We start from the raw sequence: 19,010 nt of genomic DNA, 5'->3' as shown, positions 1-19,010 counted from the left end.
GCTTATCTTCTGTTTCGTTCTATAAACGTAATAATAGCTTTAGCAATATTTTTTTTAGTAGCACTTTCTATACCTTCAAGGCCAGGAGTAGAGTTAACTTCCAGAAGTAATGGTCCACGAGAAGATTGTAGCATATCTACACCACACACCGGAAGTTTTAAAACCTTAGCCGCTTTCATAGCTAATTTTAGTTCATCTTCCTCTAATTTTATAATGTTAGCTGAGCCACCACGATGCAAATTAGATCTAAATTCTCCTTCTTTTCCTTGTCGTTTCATGGCACCAACAACCTGGCCATCTACAACTAGAGCTCTTAAATCGGCACCTTTGGCTTCCTTAATAAATTCTTGAACAATAACTCTTGCTTGCAAACCGTTAAAAGCCTCCAATACTGATTCTGCGGCATTTTTAGTTTCAGCTAAAACGACACCAAGTCCTTGGGTACCTTCTAATAATTTGATAATTACTGGCGTTCCACCTACATAGTTAATAACTTCTTCTACATCTCTAGAATAATTAGTAAACACTGTTTTAGGCATGCCTATACCAGCTTTACTTAAGCGTTGTAGGCTTCTTAATTTATCTCGAGACCGTGTTATAGCATCTGATGGAGCGATAGTAAATATTCCCATTTCTTCAAACTGACGTACCACAGCACAACCGTAAAACGTAATGGATGCACCAATCCGGGGAATAACAGCATCTACATAATCGAGGTAGCGATCTTTATAATAGATGGTCGGAATTTCTTTTTCTATAATGATATCACATTTTAGAGGATCGATGATTTCTACAGAATGACCTCTTTTTATACCTTCTTCAACCAATCGTTGTGTAGAATAGAGTTCTGCATTACGCGAAAGAATTACAATGTTCATTTAATTTCGTTTTGTTTATAGGATTGATTTTCTAAGTCTACATCAACCAAGAATTTATGCCTCAAAAATTGGCGACCAATTAATACAGGGAATTTCATGTCGTCCCTAGTGCTTAAAGTTAAGTTAATCTTATACCTTTTTCCAAAGAATAAAACGGTTGTTTTAATTTTGTAGCGGTTTTGCTTCATACCATTACTACTTTTTACATCTGTAGAGGTGTAGGTATTAAACACAATTTCTTCACTTTTAAAGTTAGGATGCTCTTTACTTTCAAAAATACAATAGAGTTTACCATCTTCTTCTCTAATTTTAGAGCAATGAATAGTGGAGGTATAAGCACCAGTATCGATTTTAACATCAATAGTGCTTAGATTTAATTCAGGAAAGTCAACCTTATCAACACGTCCTAAAATTTTTTTTGTCATAATTTAAATATATAAAAAAGCGACGCAATGTAGTGATAAAGTACATTAAAAATACATGAATATTTTCTCGAATTATTACCTTTGGTTAAATGCCAGAATCTACACTAGACATACAAATAAAAACGCTTCCACATCAACCAGGTGTTTATCAGTATTTTGATGCAGACGAACGTTTAATATACGTCGGAAAAGCAAAAGATATTAAAAAACGGGTGAGTAGTTATTTTACGAAGCACCACGATTATGGTAAAACACGTGTTTTAGTAAAAAATATAGCATCGGTAAAACACATTGTTGTAGAAACCGAAAATGATGCCTTATTGCTAGAAAATAATCTTATAAAAAAGTACAAGCCTAAGTACAACGTACTATTAAAAGATGACAAATCTTATCCTTGGATTTGTATAAAAAAAGAGCGTTTTCCGCGTGTCTTTTCTACACGACGTATTATTAAGGATGGTTCAGAATATTTTGGACCTTACACCAGTATGAAGACCGTAAAGACACTTTTAGGCCTTATAAAAGGATTATATCAACTGCGAACATGCAATTATGATTTATCTGAATCTAAAATTGAAGCCGGAAAATATAAAGTCTGTTTAGAATACCATTTAGGCAATTGCAAAGGGCCTTGTGAAGGGTACGAAACAGAAGAAGAATACCAAGCCAATATAGTGGCTATTAGAGAAATTTTAAAAGGAAATTTTAAAGATTCTTTACAACAATTTCGAATACAAATGAGACGTCATGCAGAAGCTATGCAATTTGAAGACGCTCAAAAAATAAAAGAAAAGTTAGAGATTTTAGAAAATTATCAAGCCAAATCTACCATTGTAAATCCTAAGATTAGTAACGTAGATGTGTTTTCAATAGTAAGCGACGAAACTTATGCGTACGTTAATTTTTTACAATTGAGTTATGGCTCTATCATTCGCTCGCATACGCTAGAACTAAAGAAAAAATTACAAGAAACTGATGCGGAGCTTTTAGAATTGGCAATTACTGAAATAAGGCAGCGTTTCAACTCAAACTCAAGAGAAATTTATGTACCTTTTGAAGTGAATTTGGGTGACGATATTAAAGTCACAGTGCCCAAACTTGGAGATAAAAGAAAAATTTTAGATTTATCGATTAGAAATGCCAAGTATTTTAGAATGGATAAGTTTAAACAGGTAAAACTTGTAGATCCAGATCGCCATGCCAACAGAATAATGGCACAAATGAAAGCAGATTTACGATTAAGTGAAGAGCCAAGACATATAGAATGTTTTGACAACTCTAACATTCAAGGTACAAATCCGGTTGCGGCTTGTGTAGTTTTCAAAAACGGTAAACCGAGTAAAAAAGATTACCGTCATTTTAATATTAAAACCGTTGAAGGGCCGGATGATTTTGCATCCATGGAAGAAGTGGTTTATAGGAGATACAAACGTTTATTAGACGAAGATGAGCCACTGCCGCAACTTATTATTATTGATGGAGGAAAAGGGCAGTTGTCATCGGCTTTAAAAAGTTTGGATGTTTTAGGACTAAGAAATGAGATTGCAATTATTGGAATCGCAAAACGATTGGAAGAATTATTTTATCCAGATGATCCAATTCCATTATATTTAGATAAAAAAAGTGAGACTTTGAAAATTATTCAACATTTACGAAATGAGGCTCACCGTTTTGGAATAGAACATCATAGAAATCGCAGAAGTAAAGGAGCATTAACCACCGAGTTAGAAAATATTCCAGGGGTTGGAGAGCAAACGATTGTTGATTTAATGAAACAATTTAAAACCGTTAAACGAATTGCTAATGCAAAGTTAGATGAGCTAGAAGCTGTTATCGGAGTTTCTAGAGCAAATAAAGTATATAATTATTACCATAAGGACTAATTAAGGCATCAAATAGGCTAACAATGACACTAAAAAATAGCTTGCTCATTATATTAATTACTGTATGTTTTTCAATACAAGCACAAAATACCGAAGTTCAGTCTAAGCCTAAAGTAGGTTTAGTTTTAAGTGGAGGTGGTGCCAAAGGCTTTGCTCATATTGGTGTGCTAAAAGTTATTGATAGTTTAGGTATAAAAATAGATTATGTAGCAGGTACTAGTATGGGAGCTATTATTGGTTCTTTATATGCATCAGGATATTCTGGAAAGCAATTAGAAGATATCTTCCGAGAACAAGATTTTGATGTTTTAATAAATGATAAATTTCCTAGAGCTTCTAAGTCCTTTTATGAGCGTGAGAATGCTCAAAAATATGCGGTAACACTACCTTTTGATAAATTTAAAATCTCACTACCTTCGGCATTGTCTCGTGGACAAAATGTTTATAATTTGTTATACCATCTAATGCTTCCTGTAAACGATATAAGAGATTTTAGTGAGTTGCCAATTCCTTTTTTCTGTATTGCCACCAATATAGAAACAGGAGAATCTTTAATAATGGATAAGGGTAGATTGGCAGAAGCGGTTACAGCAAGTGGAGCTTTACCTTCTTTGTTTCAACCTGTAGTTATCGATGGAGATATACTAATTGATGGTGGAGTTACTAATAATTTTCCGGTTGAAGAATTACGAGCCAAAGGTATGGATGTAATTATCGGTGTAGATGTACAAGATGGATTAAAGGATCGTGAATCTCTAAAATCAGCACCTGATATTTTAATGCAGATTAGTAATTTTAGGACCATCAATTCCATGAAAAATAAATCTAGTTTAGTGGATATTTATATTAAGCCAGACATTACCGATTATTCTGTAATCTCGTTTGATGAAGGCAAAGATATTATTACACATGGAGAAGAAGCCGCAAGAACACAAATTTCAGAGCTTACAGCTATAAAATTAACACAACCAAAGACTAAGGAAAATACAGGTTTAAACTTATTAGATAGTCTGAGAATTAAAAACGTGTCTTTAACAGGGAATAAACGCTATACCAGAGCATTTATGATTGGTAAATTAAAGCTGAAAGATGATGAAAAGATTAGCTATTCAGATTTTAGGCAAGGGATCAATAACTTGGTAGCTACTAATAATTTTGATGCGCTAAGGTATTCTTTAGAGCCTACAGGTAAGGCATCAGAATTTAATCTTATAGGGGACATTAAAGAGTCTGAAATTACAACATTCTTGAGGCTAGGTATACATTATGACGAACTGTACAAAAGTGCCTTATTGGCTAACCTCACAAAAAAGAAATTGTTGTTTAATAATGATATAGCATCATTAGATATTATTTTAGGAGATAATACCAGGTATAATTTTGACTATTTTATTGATAAAGGATTTTATATTAGTTTAGGTTTAAAATCACGTTACAATCAATTTAATAAAAATGTGAATCCTAGATTAGCGTTAGATGAAGACTCTCCTCTGTTGGACGGATTAAATAAGATTGATGCCGAATTGTCGGATTTCACCAATCAAGTTTACATACAGACTCTCTTTAGAAAAGATTTTGCGCTACAGTTAGGAGTAGAACATAAGCGACTGAAAATAACATCGGAAACCATTTTAGATGACGATGACGAAAATAGTATTGTGTTTGAAAATACAGATTATTTCAGTGTTTTTGCAGATTTAAAATTTGATAATTATGATAACTTTCATTTTCCTAAAAACGGATTTTATTTCAATGGAAACTTTCACTTATATCTAGATGCATCGGGTTTTAATGAAGATTTTTTAAATTTTTCGATAGCCAAAGCAGATATGGGCTATGCTTTTAGTTTTAGCGATAAACTATCTTTTAAAACAGAAGCTCATGGAGGTTTTAAAATTGGAGATGATAATACCAGTGCATTAGGATTTGCAATTGGAGGTTACGGAGTTAATTTTATTAATAATTTTTATTCGTTTTATGGTTACGATTACTTAAGTCTAACCGGAGATAGTTTTGTTAAAACGACTTTTACTTTAGATTTTGAAGTGTATAAAAATCACCATATTATAGCCGCAGCAAACTATGCTAATATAGATGATGATATTTTTGAAACTGGAGATTTCTTTGACGCTTCAAGATATAGTGGTTATGCTCTTGGGTATTCCTTAGAAACATTTTTAGGGCCTTTAGAAGGTAAATATACTTACTCGCCAGATACTGGTGATAGCCATTGGTTTTTTAACCTTGGATTTTGGTTTTAATACTTTTAAAATAGAGCATAAAAAAAAGAGACAATCTGTTTAGAAAGTCTCTTTTTAATATTGTAAATAGTATTATCTATTCTTTTACTGCAGCTACGTCGTCAGTTTCAGTTGCTGGTACATCACCTGCTTCATCCTCATCATCGTCATCAGCATCTACAACAGCTAATCTACTACGTCTTACTTGACAAACAACAGTGTTGTCTGGGTGTAAAAATTTGTAATCTTCGTTTGCTAATTCTGTAATGTAGAATTTACTTCCAATTTTTAATGGAGTAATATCGATCTCAATAAAATCTGGTAATTTAGAAGGAATCGCTTTTACTTTAAGTTTACGGTAAGGCATTCTTAAGTTACCACCATTCATTACCCCTTTAGAAGATCCTATTGTTTTCACTGGGATTTCCATTGTAATCGCTTTGTTTTCGAAAATTTGATAGAAATCTACGTGTGTAATTCTGTCTGTTACAGGGTGAAATTGAATATCTTGCATTACAGCATTGTATTCTTCACCGTTATCTAAAACAATCACAACTGTGTGTGCGTTAGGTGTGTATACAAGTTTTGAGAAAGCTAATTCTGGTGCTGAGAAATGGAATGCTTTGTCTCCTCCGTACATAACGCAAGGAACCTGACCAGCATTACGTAAGGCTTTTGTTGCTTTTTTGCCCACGCTTTCTCTTTGAGATCCGTTAATTGTAATTGATTTCATTTTTGAAATGTTTAGTATTAAATTTTAATTCCCTCATTTTGAGGGCTGCAAATTTAGAAATTTTATATGAAAATACTAGTGTTAGTCCACTATTTTTTAATACCACGGCCTTAATAAGAGCATAGTCTGTGATTTTAACTGTAAAAAAAACTGTTTTAGCCCAGATTACATTACAAATTTATTACTTATAGATTTGTTATGATGTACATTGTACATTACCTCTGCAAACAAATCCGAACAACTTAAGACTCTAAGTTTTTTACTTTCTTGCTTTAAAGGAATAGAATCGGTTACAATTAACTCTTCAAGTTTTGAGTTCTCTAGTTTCTCGTAGGCGTTTCCAGATAAAATAGGGTGAGTACATATTGCTCTTACACTTAGAGCACCACGCTCCATCATTAAATCTGCAGCTTTGGTTAGTGTACCAGCGGTATCTACCATATCATCTACTAAAACTACATTTTTGCCAGTCACATCTCCTATGAGTTCCATATGAGAGATAACATTAGCTTTAGCACGTTGTTTGTAACAAATAACCACATCGCTTTTTAAAGCTTTAGAATAGGCATAAGCACGTTTAGAACCTCCCATATCTGGGGATGCTATAGTTAAGTTATCTAAATTTAAACTTCTTAAGTATGGTAAAAAAATGGTTGAAGCAAATAAATGATCTACCGGTTTTTCAAAAAAGCCTTGAATTTGATCGGCATGTAAATCCATGGTAATAATCCTTGTGGCTCCTGCAGCTTCTAGCATTTTAGCTACTAGTTTTGCAGCAATAGGAACTCTAGGTTTATCTTTTCTATCTTGTCTTGCCCAACCAAAATAAGGCATAACTGCTGTAATATGTCTTGCAGAAGCACGTTTTGCGGCATCAATCATTAGTAACATTTCCATTAAATGCTTTGGTCCTGGATGTGTAGAACCGATAATAAAAATTCGTGTACCTCTTATGGATTCTTCGTATGAAGGCTGAAATTCACCATCGCTATAAGTAGAGGTAATGACGTTGCCTAATTTAACTCCGTAGGTCTTCGCTATTTTTTCTGCGAGGTAAGTACTTTGTGAACAAGCGAAAATTTTTGCTTCTGGCATTTCGTATGGCATTTGATATCAGTTATTTAGTTAGTGTAGCGATGGGTTTTTTATAAGGTTCAAATTTAGAAAATTATTTTACTACAAAAAGCATAAAACCTACTAATTTTAGTGCGTTCTCAAAAATATTTTTTCTATTTTTGCAATCCGAAAAATGCTCAAGTGGTGGAATTGGTAGACACGTTGGATTCAAAATCCAATGTCGCAAGACGTGCGGGTTCGATTCCCGCCTTGAGTACTAGGTGAAACCGTAAAAAACTATTAATGAGTGTTTTGCGGTTTTTTTTATTTTATATTTATGTAGTTTTTAGTCATTATTTAGTCAAAACTATCGATTATCACTACTCTTAAATGTGTGGGTTGCGTCCCTTCAACTTTCCCAAATAACGCGATATAAATCATTTATTTACTCATATTTATTTATATTATTAACCTAATTATATGCATAATTAACCTTAATAGGTTTCATAATCTGAAAATTTATCTTATTTTTGGTTAACCAGATTGGTTAACCAGTTTTTGTTCGTGCAAAAAAGAACCTTTTGCCAACTTAAAACTATACATCAAAAACATAAAGAAATATATAAATGAAAAAATTTCTATTAGTTATCGGTTTTCTATTAATGCTTTTATCATGTGGTAAAAAAACAGAAATTAATACCAATTCAGATCAATTAATTTCTAATCCTAAAGAATTAAATGAGGCGATAAAAAATGCGCAACCAGGTGACCATATCGTTTTAAAAAATGGTGTTTGGAGAGATGTTGAAATAAAATTCACAGGACAAGGAACCAAAGACAATCCTATAATCATTAAAGCAGAAACGGAAGGTAAGGTTTATATTGAAGGAGTTTCAAACTTAGCCTTTGGAGGAGAGTATTTAGAAGTTAGTGGGTTACATTTTAGAAACGGATACTCACCAACGGAGAACGTAATTGCGTTTAGATTAGACAAAAATACGGTCGCTAATCACTGTAAAGTTATCAATTGTGTAATTGTAGATTTTAATAAACTACAACGCGATGACGATGATCTTTGGGTGCAGTTTTATGGTAGACATAATGAGTTAAGTCACTGCTATATTGCCGGAAAAACTAATGGTGGACCAACGGTAAGGGTGGATTTGAAGGGCGTTCAAAGTATTAGAAATTACCATAAAATTACAAATAATCACTTTGGACCTCGACCTAGAAAAGGGGGAGCGAGAGGAGAAACAATTCAGCTAGGCAGTAGTTTTACGTCCATGAGTCCAAGTAATACAACCATTGCAAATAACTTGTTTGAAGAATGTAATGGTGAAGTTGAAATCATTTCAAGTAAAACAAATAACAACATAATTAAGAACAATGTTTTCTATAAAAGTGAAGGTTCTGTTGTAACGCGACATGGCAACTATGTGACTATTGATGGTAACTATTTTATTGGTGATGGCGAAAATGAAAACTATGGTGGTATTCGTATTATAAACACAGGACATTGGGTAACTAATAATTATTTCTTCAATTTAAAAGGAAACAGTTTTAGAAGTCCTTTAGCGGTAATGAATGGGATTCCAAAATCACCATTAAACCGTTACAATCAAGTTACAGACGTTGTGGTAGCTTACAATACATTTGTTAATTGTAGTTCTCCATGGCAATTTGGTGTAGGTACCAACATTACTCAGGCAGATGTTTTACCAAAATCAGAAATTCGTTCTGCTAGAGCCATAAGAACAACATTTGCTAATAATGTAATCTACAATGAAAAGGGATTAAAACATATTGTTATAGAAAATGACAAGGCGGATGGAGTACTTTTTAAAAATAATGTAGTTGATAATAAAGGAGTCCCTTTTAAAGACTTTGATGGAGGTATAATTCCTGCGTCGTTAGAATTGAAAGAAGTGTCTGAGAATATTATGATTCCCGTAGGAGTTCCAACGGAGGTTGAGATTTACAATGGATTTGATTTTGAAACTATTAAAAACGATTTATTTGGCAATTCTAGAACAAACAGTAAAAGCTTAGGTGCTGTGGTTGGTGTTGATTTTAATAATCCGCATATTTTAGATAAAACCAAGTACGGAGCGTCATGGTATTCTAATGTTATTGAAACCAAAGATCCAGTAATACATACCATAACTAAAGCTGAAGATTTACAACCGACTATTGATGCAGCTCATGATGGAGATATTATTGCAATAGCCGATGGATCGTATTCAATTTCTCAATCTTTAAAAATAGCAAAGACACTTACAATTCAGTCAGATGGTGATACGGAACTAATTTTTTCTGGTGCTTCAAAAACCCCATTATTTTCTTTACAACCTAGAGGGAAACTAACGGTGAAAAGTTTGAAATTAAAGGGTGATGGTTCTAATTATGCCTTTGCGAGTTTAAAAAAGAATATGTCTAATCATTTTGGATTAATGGTTTCTAATACAGAAATCAATGATTTTAACTATGTTTTAAAAGTATACAAACAATCTTTTTCTGAACGTATAACTTTTGAAAATACGTCTATTTCAAATTGTGAAAATGGCATAGAATTATCTGAAGAAACAAATGATAGAGGAGATTACAACACCGAATATTTAACTATTAACAACTGTAACTTCAATAACGTAAAACAAAATGTTGTCGATTATTATAGAGGTGGTTATGACGAGTCTACTATTGGAGGAAACCTTTTAATTGCTAATAGCACTTTTACAAATTGTGGTGCTAAAGAGAAAAACAAAAGATTATTTAATCATAATGGTATTGTGAATGTAAATATTACCAATAACACATTTAAAAACAATCCTGTAAAATTTGTATCCATACTTTGGGGAGCAAAAAATAATGAGGATTCTGAAAATATTCTTATCAATTCTGGCGAGATAAAAACAGAAGAAAATTTAGTAATGACCTTAATGTATTAATGAACACTTATGTTTTGTATTACTGTTGCTATGTTCTATTTATAGTATAAAATTTAATTCATGAAGAAAATATCGGGTATTAGCATTTTGTTTTTAATATGCGTTGCATGTAAAGAGAAGATTACAGAATCTTCAGAAACTCCTCAGCAAATAACCTCAAAAACGAAAGAGATAATAGAGTATCCAAGTGATGTTATTCCGTTTATGGACAAATGGACAATACTTTTAGGAGATGGAACTTATAAAAATGAAATAATCAATTATAAAAAAGAGAATTTTTTTTATGTTGAGCATGATGGACAAGAGCATTGGGTTGTTTATAAAACTCCAAATTCGGGTATTACTTCTAAAACCTCGAGTAATACGAGAACGGAACTTGGAGAAAAAGCGCATTGGGTTCCAGAAACTGGTGGAAGATTAACCGGAACTTTAAAAGTACAACAGGTGTCTACCACGGGAAATGCCGATGTCGCATCATCCTATTCCGTAGTTGTTGGGCAAATTCATAGCGATGAAGGTCACGAAAATGAACCACTTAAAATTTATTACAAGAAATTTCCAAATCATACAAAAGGTTCTGTATTTTGGAATTATGAGATAAATACCGAAGGTGATAATTCTGGTCGTTGGGATTATTCTACCGTAGTTTGGGGATACGATTTTTCGGTTGTAGGTTCTGATCCTGCCACATATCCTAAAGAACCCAAAGATGGTATTGCTTTAGGTGAAGTATTTAGTTACGAGATTAATGTACATAACGGTTTAATGTCTCTAACTTTTACTAGTGAAGGTCATGAATCTAAAACATTTACAAAGAGTTTAATAGAATCAGATTTTACTACACCCTCTAAAATTCCACAACAGATTGTTAAAGTGTATGGCTCTAGACGACCAATAGGTGTGGAGAGAGCAAATGCATATGCTGGTGAACTTAATTATTTTAAACAAGGAGCTTATAATCAGGCGAACGGAGAAACAACAAAGTCTGCTACATATGCTGGTGATATAGAAAAACAATATGCCAATGGAAGTTATGCAGAAGTATGGTTTAAAGAAGCCACTTTAGGGAAAAGCATAGTTCATTAAAGCAATCACTACTCCATAATTTTATTCAATGTCGTAGCCTTATTATTTTAGAAGAAGAAATACTAGTTTTTACAATAGAATTTGCATCAATAATAACAACTTAATTTTAAGAGAAGAATCGAATTATTTTAAATTAACAAATATCACTATATTGGTAAACCAATTTGGAAAGCCAATTGAAAACCGCTTTATTATGAGAGTTTCATGGATTAAATTATTTCAGCTTATTATCTTTAGTATGGTTATGTTGTCTTGTCAAAAAGAAAAAAGCACAAGTAAAGCACAAGATACTGCAACAACTACTGTAAATAGTCACCCCAAGCTTATACTCACAGCACAAGGTGTAAAAGATATTAGAGCGCAATTGGGAAGTATTCCAATTTTCGATCACACTTTAAAAGCGGTTCAGGAGGAAATTGATGCCGAAATAGCAAAGGGCATAGATACTCCAATACCAGTAGATTATTCCGGAGGATACACACATGTACGTCATAAACGCAATATGATTGTGATGCAAAAAGCAGGTGTGTTATATCAAATTTTAAATGATGAAAAATACGCTAAGTATGTCAAGGATATGTTGATGCAATATGAAGCGATGTACAAAACATTACCATTACATCCCAAAACGAGATCTTATGCACGAGGTAAATTGTTCTGGCAATGTTTAAATGATTCTAATTGGTTAGTTTACGTGAGTCAGGCTTATGATTGTATTTATAATTTTCTATCGGAAGAAGAGCGTAATGCACTAGAGACTAATCTGTTTAGGCCTTTTGCAGATCATATATCTGTAGATAGTCCTCAGTTTTATCAACGTGTTCATAATCATAGTACTTGGGGAAATGCAGCTGTTGGTATGATTGGTTTGGTCATGGATGATGAAGAATTAATAGATCGTGCACTCTATGGTATTAAAGATTTAAAGTTAGATACTACAAAAAAAGATGATGATGGCGGTTTCCTTAATAAAGATGGTAAAGCTGGGTTTTTGGCTAATATTGAAGAACCCTTTTCTCCTGATGGCTATTACAACGAAGGGCCTTATTATCAGCGTTATGCTATGTATCCGTTTTTAATATTTGCAGAAGGACTTCATAATGTAAAACCTGAATTAAAGATTTTTGAATATAAAGATGGAGTGCTTCTAAAATCTATTAACGCGCTATTAAATTTATCTGATGCCGATGGTGATTTTTTTCCACTTAATGATGGTCAAAAAGGCATGTCTTACTACAACGATGCTTTAGTTACTGCTGTTGATATTTCGTATCATTTTGGAACGCAAGATCCAGGATTACTGAGTATTGCAAAAGAACAAAATAAGGTATTGTTGGATGATTCTGGTTTAGCTGTAGCACTTGGGCTAAAAGAGGGTAAAGCAGAACCATTTAATAAAAAATCTATTAATTTATCCGATGGACCCAATGGTACACAAGGAGGTGTCGCTATTTTGCGAAATAAAGAAATAGAACTAGTGTTTAAATATGCAGCACAAGGTTCTAGCCATGGACATTATGATAAGTTGTCTTATTCGTTGTATGAGAACGGAGATGAAATTATTCAAGATTATGGTTTAGCTCGTTTTGTAAATATTGAGCAAAAAGGAGGTGGTAATTATCTAAAAGAAAATAAAACTTGGGCCAAGCAGACTATTGCTCACAATACTTTAACGGTAAACGAAACCTCTCATTTTAAAGGGAAATATGATATAGGAAGCTTACACCACTCAGACCTACATTACTTTTCTTCTGAGAATAGAAAAGTTCAAGTTTCAAGTGCTATAGAGCAGAATGCTTATCCAGAAACTGAAATGCTTAGGACAATGGCTGTTATTAATGACTCAGATCTTGAAAAACCATATGTATTAGACATTATGAGAGTCACTTCAAATAAAGCTAACCAATACGATTTTCCTTATTATTTCTTAGGTCAAGTTATTAAGACCAACTTTGAATACAAGACTCCCGAAGTCTTAAAACCTTTAGGAACTAAAAATGGTTATCAGCACTTATTTGTTGAAGGTATGGCTCAGGCAGAAGGAAATAATTCTAAACTCTCTTGGTTGAACAATAAAAAATTCTACACGTTAACCACTATTACAAATAATAAAGACAAATTATTATTTACAAGAATAGGAGCAAATGACCCAGAATTTAATTTAAGGCGTGATCCTGCTTTACTCTTAAGACGAGAAAATACAAAAAACACCACCTTTGTGTCAACTATAGAAGCACACGGTAGTTATAGTCCGGTTACGGAATCTGCAATTAATTCTAACAGCAGTATTAAAGAATTAAAAGTGCTTTTAGATACCCATGACTATACGGTAATTGCAATTACAAATATAGAAGGTATAACAAAACTATTTATTACGTCAAATACAAATGCTTCTAAAGAAGCGGAACATATGTTAACCATAAATGATAAAGAGTATACCTGGAAAGGACCTTATATGCTCACAGAAACCAATACAAATTAAAAAATTATGAAAAGATTTAGTGAAAAGTACATTATTACAAAAGACATGGAGTGGGAAGTTCTCGGAGGAGGAGTGTTAAGAAAGTTTTTAGGATATGATAACCAAATTATGATGGTTCAAGTAAAATTTGAAAAAGGAGCTTTAGGATCTCCACACCAGCACTTTCATACACAAGCTACATACTGTGTCTCAGGAAAATTTGAATTTGAAATAGATGGAGTTAAACAAATAGTAGAAGCTGGTGATGGTGTATACATAGAGCCTAATTTAATGCATAGTGCTGTGTGTTTAGAAGAAGGAATGCTCATTGATACTTTTAGTCCGGTGAGAGAAGATTTCTTAACAGGTGGTGAAGTTTCATACTTTGGAGATAAAAAATAATAATTACAATCTTCTAGCCCTGTGTAATAAATATATAGGGCTAGAATTCTCATACCCTCACCCTCTAGTCGATATTTAACTTAATTATAGGTTGTTTTAACATATTAAGTTTACGAAAACGTTGTAATTAACAAATTTTTATATATATTTGGTAAACCAGATTGGTTAACCAATTTTTTTTTGTCTCATTTTAAAGGGAACATATGGTGAGACTTCTACAAAATGTTACTCAAATACGGTTACAGCAATAAACTAAATAACAATCAAATAAGTAATAACTAACTATTCATTATGAAATTAAAAATTAAATCAACCTTGATTATTTTTGTTCTAATGTGCTTTTCGTTAAATGCGCAAGAGGTAGTAAATATTAAGGGTCAGGTAGTTTCTGCAACCGATGGCATGGCGGTTCCTGGGGTAAATATTATAATTGTAAATACGACTAAGGGAACCACAACAGATTTTGATGGAAATTATCAAATTCAGGCTAGTAAAGGAGATGTGTTACAATTTTCTTATTTAGGGTTTGGGACAAAACTTGTAACCGTTGGTGATCAAACAACTATTAATGTTAGCTTAACTGAAGATGCTAGCGTGCTAGATGAAATTGTAGTAATAGGTTATGGAACGCAGAAGAAGAGTCATACAACAGGATCGATATCCAAAGTAGTAAATGACGATTTAGGTCAAATCGCAGTGTCAAGAGTCGATGACGCTTTGGTAGGGCAGGTCTCAGGTGTTAATATACAAGCTACAGATGGCGAAGCTGGTGCTGCACCTACAATTACAATTCGTGGTGTAGGTTCTATGGCTGGTGATTCTACTCCTTTGGTAGTGGTTGATGGAGTAATTGTAGATCCTGATTTTTTAGGGTCATTGAATATGAACGATGTAGAATCGTTTGAAATATTAAAAGATGCGGCATCGGCTGCAATTTATGGTTCTAAAGGTTCTAATGGTATTATTATGATTACCATGAAATCTGGTTTAGAAGGAAAAACAAGAATTACCTATAGTACCTATACTGGTTTTAAAGAGGCTAGAAAAAGTGATGCCTATGGTTATACTACACAAGAATGGGCAGATCAACAAATGGCAGATAATGGGGAAATTTCTATTTATACCCAAGCGCAATTACAAACTGGTACAGACCGATCTTGGCAAGATGTGTTTTTTGATGGCGGAACGATAACGAGTCATGCCATGTCATTTAGAGGTGGTAATAAAAACACCAAGTATTCGGCCAGTTTAAACTATTCTGACGACGAAGGGGTGTTGCTCGGTGATAACTATACTAAATATGGTGCCCGATTAAAACTAGACAATAAAATAAATGAGAAATTTTCTGTAGGTATCAATTTAAGCCCATCCTTTACAGAAAGAGTAAGATTTGCAGAATCTGTTCATAACGTAGCAAGGCATCAACCTTGGTTACCAATTTATCATGACGAGTATACATTGCAAATGGTAAATCCTGAAGCTTTTCCTGTGGAAGCTGGTGATTATGTAAGACAAAATCACTTTACAATATTTGATTTCAATGGTGACGGTGTCTTTGATGAAGAGCTTTTTAATATTGGAAATAGTACAAACCAAAATCCGTATGCTAGAGTTACTGAACGAAATAGAATGGATAAAAAATTCAAGATGTTTGGTAGTTTTTATGGTAAATACAAAATAACTAAAGGACTAAGGTTTACTACAACATTATCGGGATCTATCCAAGATACCAAAAGAACCGATTATATGGGGACTTTGGCTAGAGAACAAACTACAGATGCTTATATGGTTGAAACTAGCCAAAAAGAGCAATATTATATTTTCGATAACTTCTTAAACTACGATGTAAGTTTCGGAAAACATGAATTAGGTGTTACTTTAGGTAATTCTATTGAAACTAGAGATTACTTTTTCTCAACTATCAAAGGTATTGGTTATGAAAATGATATCGTACAGCAAATTTCAGGAGCAACTAGTATAGTTGATGCAGAAACATTTGGTATGGAATGGCAAAAAAGAGGGATTTCATTTATCTCAAGATTAAATTATGCATACGATGATAAGTACTTAATGTCACTTAGTATGCGTCGTGATGGAAGCTCTATTTTTGGTTCAGATTTTAAGTATGGTAATTTCGCAGCTGCCTCATTAGGTTGGAATGTTGCTGAAGAAAACTTTTTAAGAGATAGTAATATTATTTCATCACTTAAATTAAGAGCTAGTTATGGTGTTACTGGTAATGACCGTTTAAATACAGGAAGCGTTAATCCAGATGCTCAGGGTAGTACTTCTGTGTTGAGTTCAGAGAATGTGTTACAAGATTACTATCCGCATTTGTCATTATTAGATTTAACATCTTATGTTGTAGATGGAACGATAACCACAGGGTATTCGCCTTTAAATTTGGCAAATCCTGAATTAAAATGGGAACGTTTAATTGAAATTAATCCTGGTATTGATTTTGGATTCTTAAATAATAAAATCACAGGTTCTGTAGATTGGTATCAAAGAAAAAGTGACCAATTATTACTGAATAACCCAGTGTCATCTACGACCGGTTTTAACAGTGCTTTGGTTAATTTAGGTGAAGTAAAAAACGAAGGTTTCGAGTTTGAGTTAAGAACAAGAAATATCAACAAAAGAAACTTCTCTTGGCAATCTACAGTCATAGCAACCACCAATGAAAATACCTTAGTAAATTTTGCAGATTCAGATGGGCAAATTACAAGTATAGATCCTTCGAGACCGGCGGAATGGATCAATCAAGAAGGGCAGCCAATATCGTCGTTTTATGGTTACGTTGTAGAGTCTGAAGTTCCTATTGAATATAGGGATAGACCTTACAGACATGTTGGTAATCAATTTGGTTTGGTTAAAGTAAAGGATTTAAATGGTGATGGAGTATTGGATGACGAAGATAAGACCATTTTAGGTAACCCTTACCCAGAGTTAATTTGGAGTTTTACTAATGACTTCCAAATTGGAAACTTCGATTTTTCAATTATGTTCCAAGGTTCGCATGGAGCTGAGGTGAGAAATATCGGAGACCACTATTTATTTAGTCATAACAATAACAGAACCTTAATTTCTGATGTGGTTCCAGATTCTTACAATACAGAGTTTTTAGTAGATAAGTATTTTACAAACAGTATAATACAAGATGCGTCATACATTGCATTGAGAAATGTAAATATAGGATATAGTTTTCCAGAAGATTTAGTAACGGACTTAGGTATATCTAAGTTAAGAGTATATGCATCTGGTCAGAATCTATTGTATAAGACGGCAGATGGTTATACAGGGTGGAACCCGGAAGCTTTAGATAAAACTAGTCCAACGCAGTATGGCTACCAAAGAGGAGGGTCGCCTATATATAGAACAATCTCTTTTGGATTAGATGTAGATTTTTAAAAAAAATAATTGCCTAATAAACTTTATTATGAAAATTAAAACATATATACAGATATTATTAATAGGAGTTATCGCAGTATCGTGTAGCGATCATTTAGAGCCTATACCAACCTCTGCCATTACCTCAGAAAATTATTACACAACTTTAGATGAGTTAGAAACAGCTCTTATGGGTGCTTACGATGCTATTCAAGGTGATGGAAGTTACGACAAGGATAAAAATCATGGTGTACAATATGAGTTTTACCTCACAGAAATGCGAAGTGGTAATACAGCAACTAAAATTGCCGATCCAGATGATTTTTCCGATTCAGGGCAATTTGAGTCCTTCGATGTTTTGGCAACTAACGGTTTAGTTGCAAATTATTATTCTAGTTTTTACCAAGTTATTTTTAGAGCTAATGTTGTTTTAGAAAATTTAGGAAATGTTAGCGATGATACAACCGCTATAGAGGCAGAGGCAAAATTTATTAGAGCTTATGCTTATTTTAATTTGGTAAGATTATTTGGAGATATTCCTTTAATAGACCATGTACTAACACCCTTAGAAAAAGATACGCAATTTATTAGGGTAGATAAAAATTTGGTTTATGAATTAATCGTAAGCGATTTACAAACGGCCGTGTTAGGTTTGGATAATACGTATAAAACGAGAGCTTCTAAAGCTGCAGCACAAGGATTGCTAGCTAAAGTTTACCTTACTTTAGAAGAACCAGAATACATACAGGCACAATTATTATTAGAAGAGATTATTAATAACCCAGATTATACGTTAGTTAATTTCAATGACGTATTTTATTCAGAATTAAATTCAGAAGTTATTTTCGCTATAGGCTATGAAAGTATTAATGATAGTCAAAATTTCTCTGCACAATGGATGAACGGAGTAGGAAACTCTAGTGGTTTAAATTATGCAACATATGATTTAGTTGATGATTTTAACGAATTTGGTGGTGATCGATCACAATATTCATTTAGACAAGATCCTGTGCATTTAACATCGGTAAGATATCAATGTGCTAAGTATTTTCCTGATGGAGACAACGGAGGTGATACTCCTATTGCGAATTTTACTTCAAGTCCTAACCCAGAATTAGCCGGAAATGATTGGATAGTTCTACGTTATGCAGATGTATTGTTAATGCATGTTGAAGCCATTATGGCTGGAGCAGAACAAACGAGTGCAACCGCAGCATTGGCCTCATTTCAAGAGGTTAGAAACAGAGCAGGTCTCACAGATCCTGTTACCGAAATTACAGTAGACGACTTATTAATGGAAAGACGTGTAGAATTAGCTTTTGAAAACCATAGATTATTCGATTTAATTCGTTTAGGAAAAGCACAAGAAGTATTATCGGCTTATTCTGAACTTTACGGATTTGGATTTACATCATCAGACTTGTTATTACCTCTACCACAAAATGAAGTTAATATAAGTGATGGTTTAATGACTCAAAACCCTAACTATTAAAAATATTAATTAAATACAT

The 19,010-nt window shown here is 33.2% G+C and carries 12 protein-coding genes and 1 tRNA gene; 9 read left to right on the top strand and 4 right to left on the bottom strand.

The window, feature by feature from the left end:
- Nucleotides 1–2: 2 nt before the first annotated feature.
- Together rimK and C8N41_RS01635 are read right to left on the bottom strand one after the other, a co-directional pair.
- Nucleotides 3–878 carry a 30S ribosomal protein S6--L-glutamate ligase gene (gene rimK / locus C8N41_RS01640; RefSeq protein WP_092446367.1) on the bottom strand — a complete coding sequence of 292 codons (876 nt, stop codon included), beginning with the start codon at nucleotides 876–878 and terminating at the stop codon, nucleotides 3–5.
- Nucleotides 875–1,303: an ATP-dependent zinc protease family protein gene (locus C8N41_RS01635; RefSeq protein WP_115837977.1), complete on the bottom strand. Its 429-nt coding sequence runs from the start codon at nucleotides 1,301–1,303 to the stop codon at nucleotides 875–877. The genes rimK and C8N41_RS01635 overlap by 4 nt, the downstream gene beginning before the upstream one ends.
- An 89-nt stretch (nucleotides 1,304–1,392) precedes the next feature.
- Between C8N41_RS01635 and uvrC the strand changes: the two genes are divergently transcribed.
- Together uvrC and C8N41_RS01625 are read left to right on the top strand one after the other, a co-directional pair.
- Nucleotides 1,393–3,186, top strand: coding sequence for an excinuclease ABC subunit UvrC (gene uvrC, locus C8N41_RS01630; RefSeq protein ID WP_115837976.1), 1,794 nt, complete (start codon nucleotides 1,393–1,395; stop codon nucleotides 3,184–3,186).
- A gap of 23 nt (nucleotides 3,187–3,209) precedes the next feature.
- Nucleotides 3,210–5,447 (top strand): patatin-like phospholipase family protein, encoded by a 2,238-nt coding sequence (locus tag C8N41_RS01625; protein WP_115837975.1) that lies wholly within the window; start codon nucleotides 3,210–3,212, stop codon nucleotides 5,445–5,447.
- Nucleotides 5,448–5,523: 76 nt separating this feature from the next.
- Here the strand turns inward: C8N41_RS01625 and C8N41_RS01620 are convergent, their stop codons facing one another.
- Both C8N41_RS01620 and C8N41_RS01615 read right to left on the bottom strand, forming a co-directional pair.
- Nucleotides 5,524–6,159 (bottom strand): 50S ribosomal protein L25/general stress protein Ctc, encoded by a 636-nt coding sequence (locus C8N41_RS01620; protein WP_092446375.1) that lies wholly within the window; start codon nucleotides 6,157–6,159, stop codon nucleotides 5,524–5,526.
- A gap of 165 nt (nucleotides 6,160–6,324) precedes the next feature.
- Complete coding sequence (locus C8N41_RS01615; RefSeq protein ID WP_115837974.1) at nucleotides 6,325–7,266, bottom strand: ribose-phosphate pyrophosphokinase; 942 nt, start codon at nucleotides 7,264–7,266, stop codon at nucleotides 6,325–6,327.
- A gap of 144 nt (nucleotides 7,267–7,410) precedes the next feature.
- On the opposite strand from C8N41_RS01615, the gene C8N41_RS01610 reads away from it, so the two are divergent.
- The 7 genes from C8N41_RS01610 (at nucleotide 7,411) to C8N41_RS01580 (ending at nucleotide 18,991) form a co-directional block, all read left to right on the top strand.
- A tRNA-Leu gene (locus C8N41_RS01610) sits at nucleotides 7,411–7,492 on the top strand.
- A gap of 349 nt (nucleotides 7,493–7,841) precedes the next feature.
- On the top strand, nucleotides 7,842–10,160 hold the full coding sequence (locus tag C8N41_RS01605; protein WP_115837973.1) for a chondroitinase-B domain-containing protein: 2,319 nt from the start codon (nucleotides 7,842–7,844) through the stop codon (nucleotides 10,158–10,160).
- Between the two features lie 60 nt (nucleotides 10,161–10,220).
- Nucleotides 10,221–11,246, top strand: a complete 1,026-nt coding sequence (locus tag C8N41_RS01600; RefSeq protein ID WP_115837972.1) for a polysaccharide lyase family 7 protein — start codon at nucleotides 10,221–10,223, stop codon at nucleotides 11,244–11,246.
- A gap of 193 nt (nucleotides 11,247–11,439) precedes the next feature.
- A complete protein-coding gene (locus C8N41_RS01595) occupies nucleotides 11,440–13,728 on the top strand; it encodes an alginate lyase family protein (protein ID WP_211318176.1) in 2,289 nt (762 codons plus the stop codon).
- 6 nt (nucleotides 13,729–13,734) lie between these two features.
- A complete protein-coding gene (locus C8N41_RS01590; protein WP_115837971.1) occupies nucleotides 13,735–14,109 on the top strand; it encodes a cupin domain-containing protein in 375 nt (124 codons plus the stop codon).
- Nucleotides 14,110–14,400: 291 nt separating this feature from the next.
- Nucleotides 14,401–17,520: a SusC/RagA family TonB-linked outer membrane protein gene (locus tag C8N41_RS01585; RefSeq protein WP_115837970.1), complete on the top strand. Its 3,120-nt coding sequence runs from the start codon at nucleotides 14,401–14,403 to the stop codon at nucleotides 17,518–17,520.
- A 28-nt stretch (nucleotides 17,521–17,548) separates the two neighbouring features.
- Nucleotides 17,549–18,991 (top strand): RagB/SusD family nutrient uptake outer membrane protein, encoded by a 1,443-nt coding sequence (locus tag C8N41_RS01580; RefSeq protein ID WP_115837969.1) that lies wholly within the window; start codon nucleotides 17,549–17,551, stop codon nucleotides 18,989–18,991.
- The last annotated feature ends 19 nt before the right edge of the window (nucleotides 18,992–19,010 follow it).

The sequence above is a fragment of the Winogradskyella sediminis genome, from assembly GCF_003387355.1.
Classification (GTDB): Bacteria; Bacteroidota; Bacteroidia; order Flavobacteriales; family Flavobacteriaceae; genus Winogradskyella; species Winogradskyella sediminis.
The sequence above is the reverse complement of the archived record's forward strand: the minus strand, read 5'-3'. Positions and strand labels throughout refer to the sequence as shown.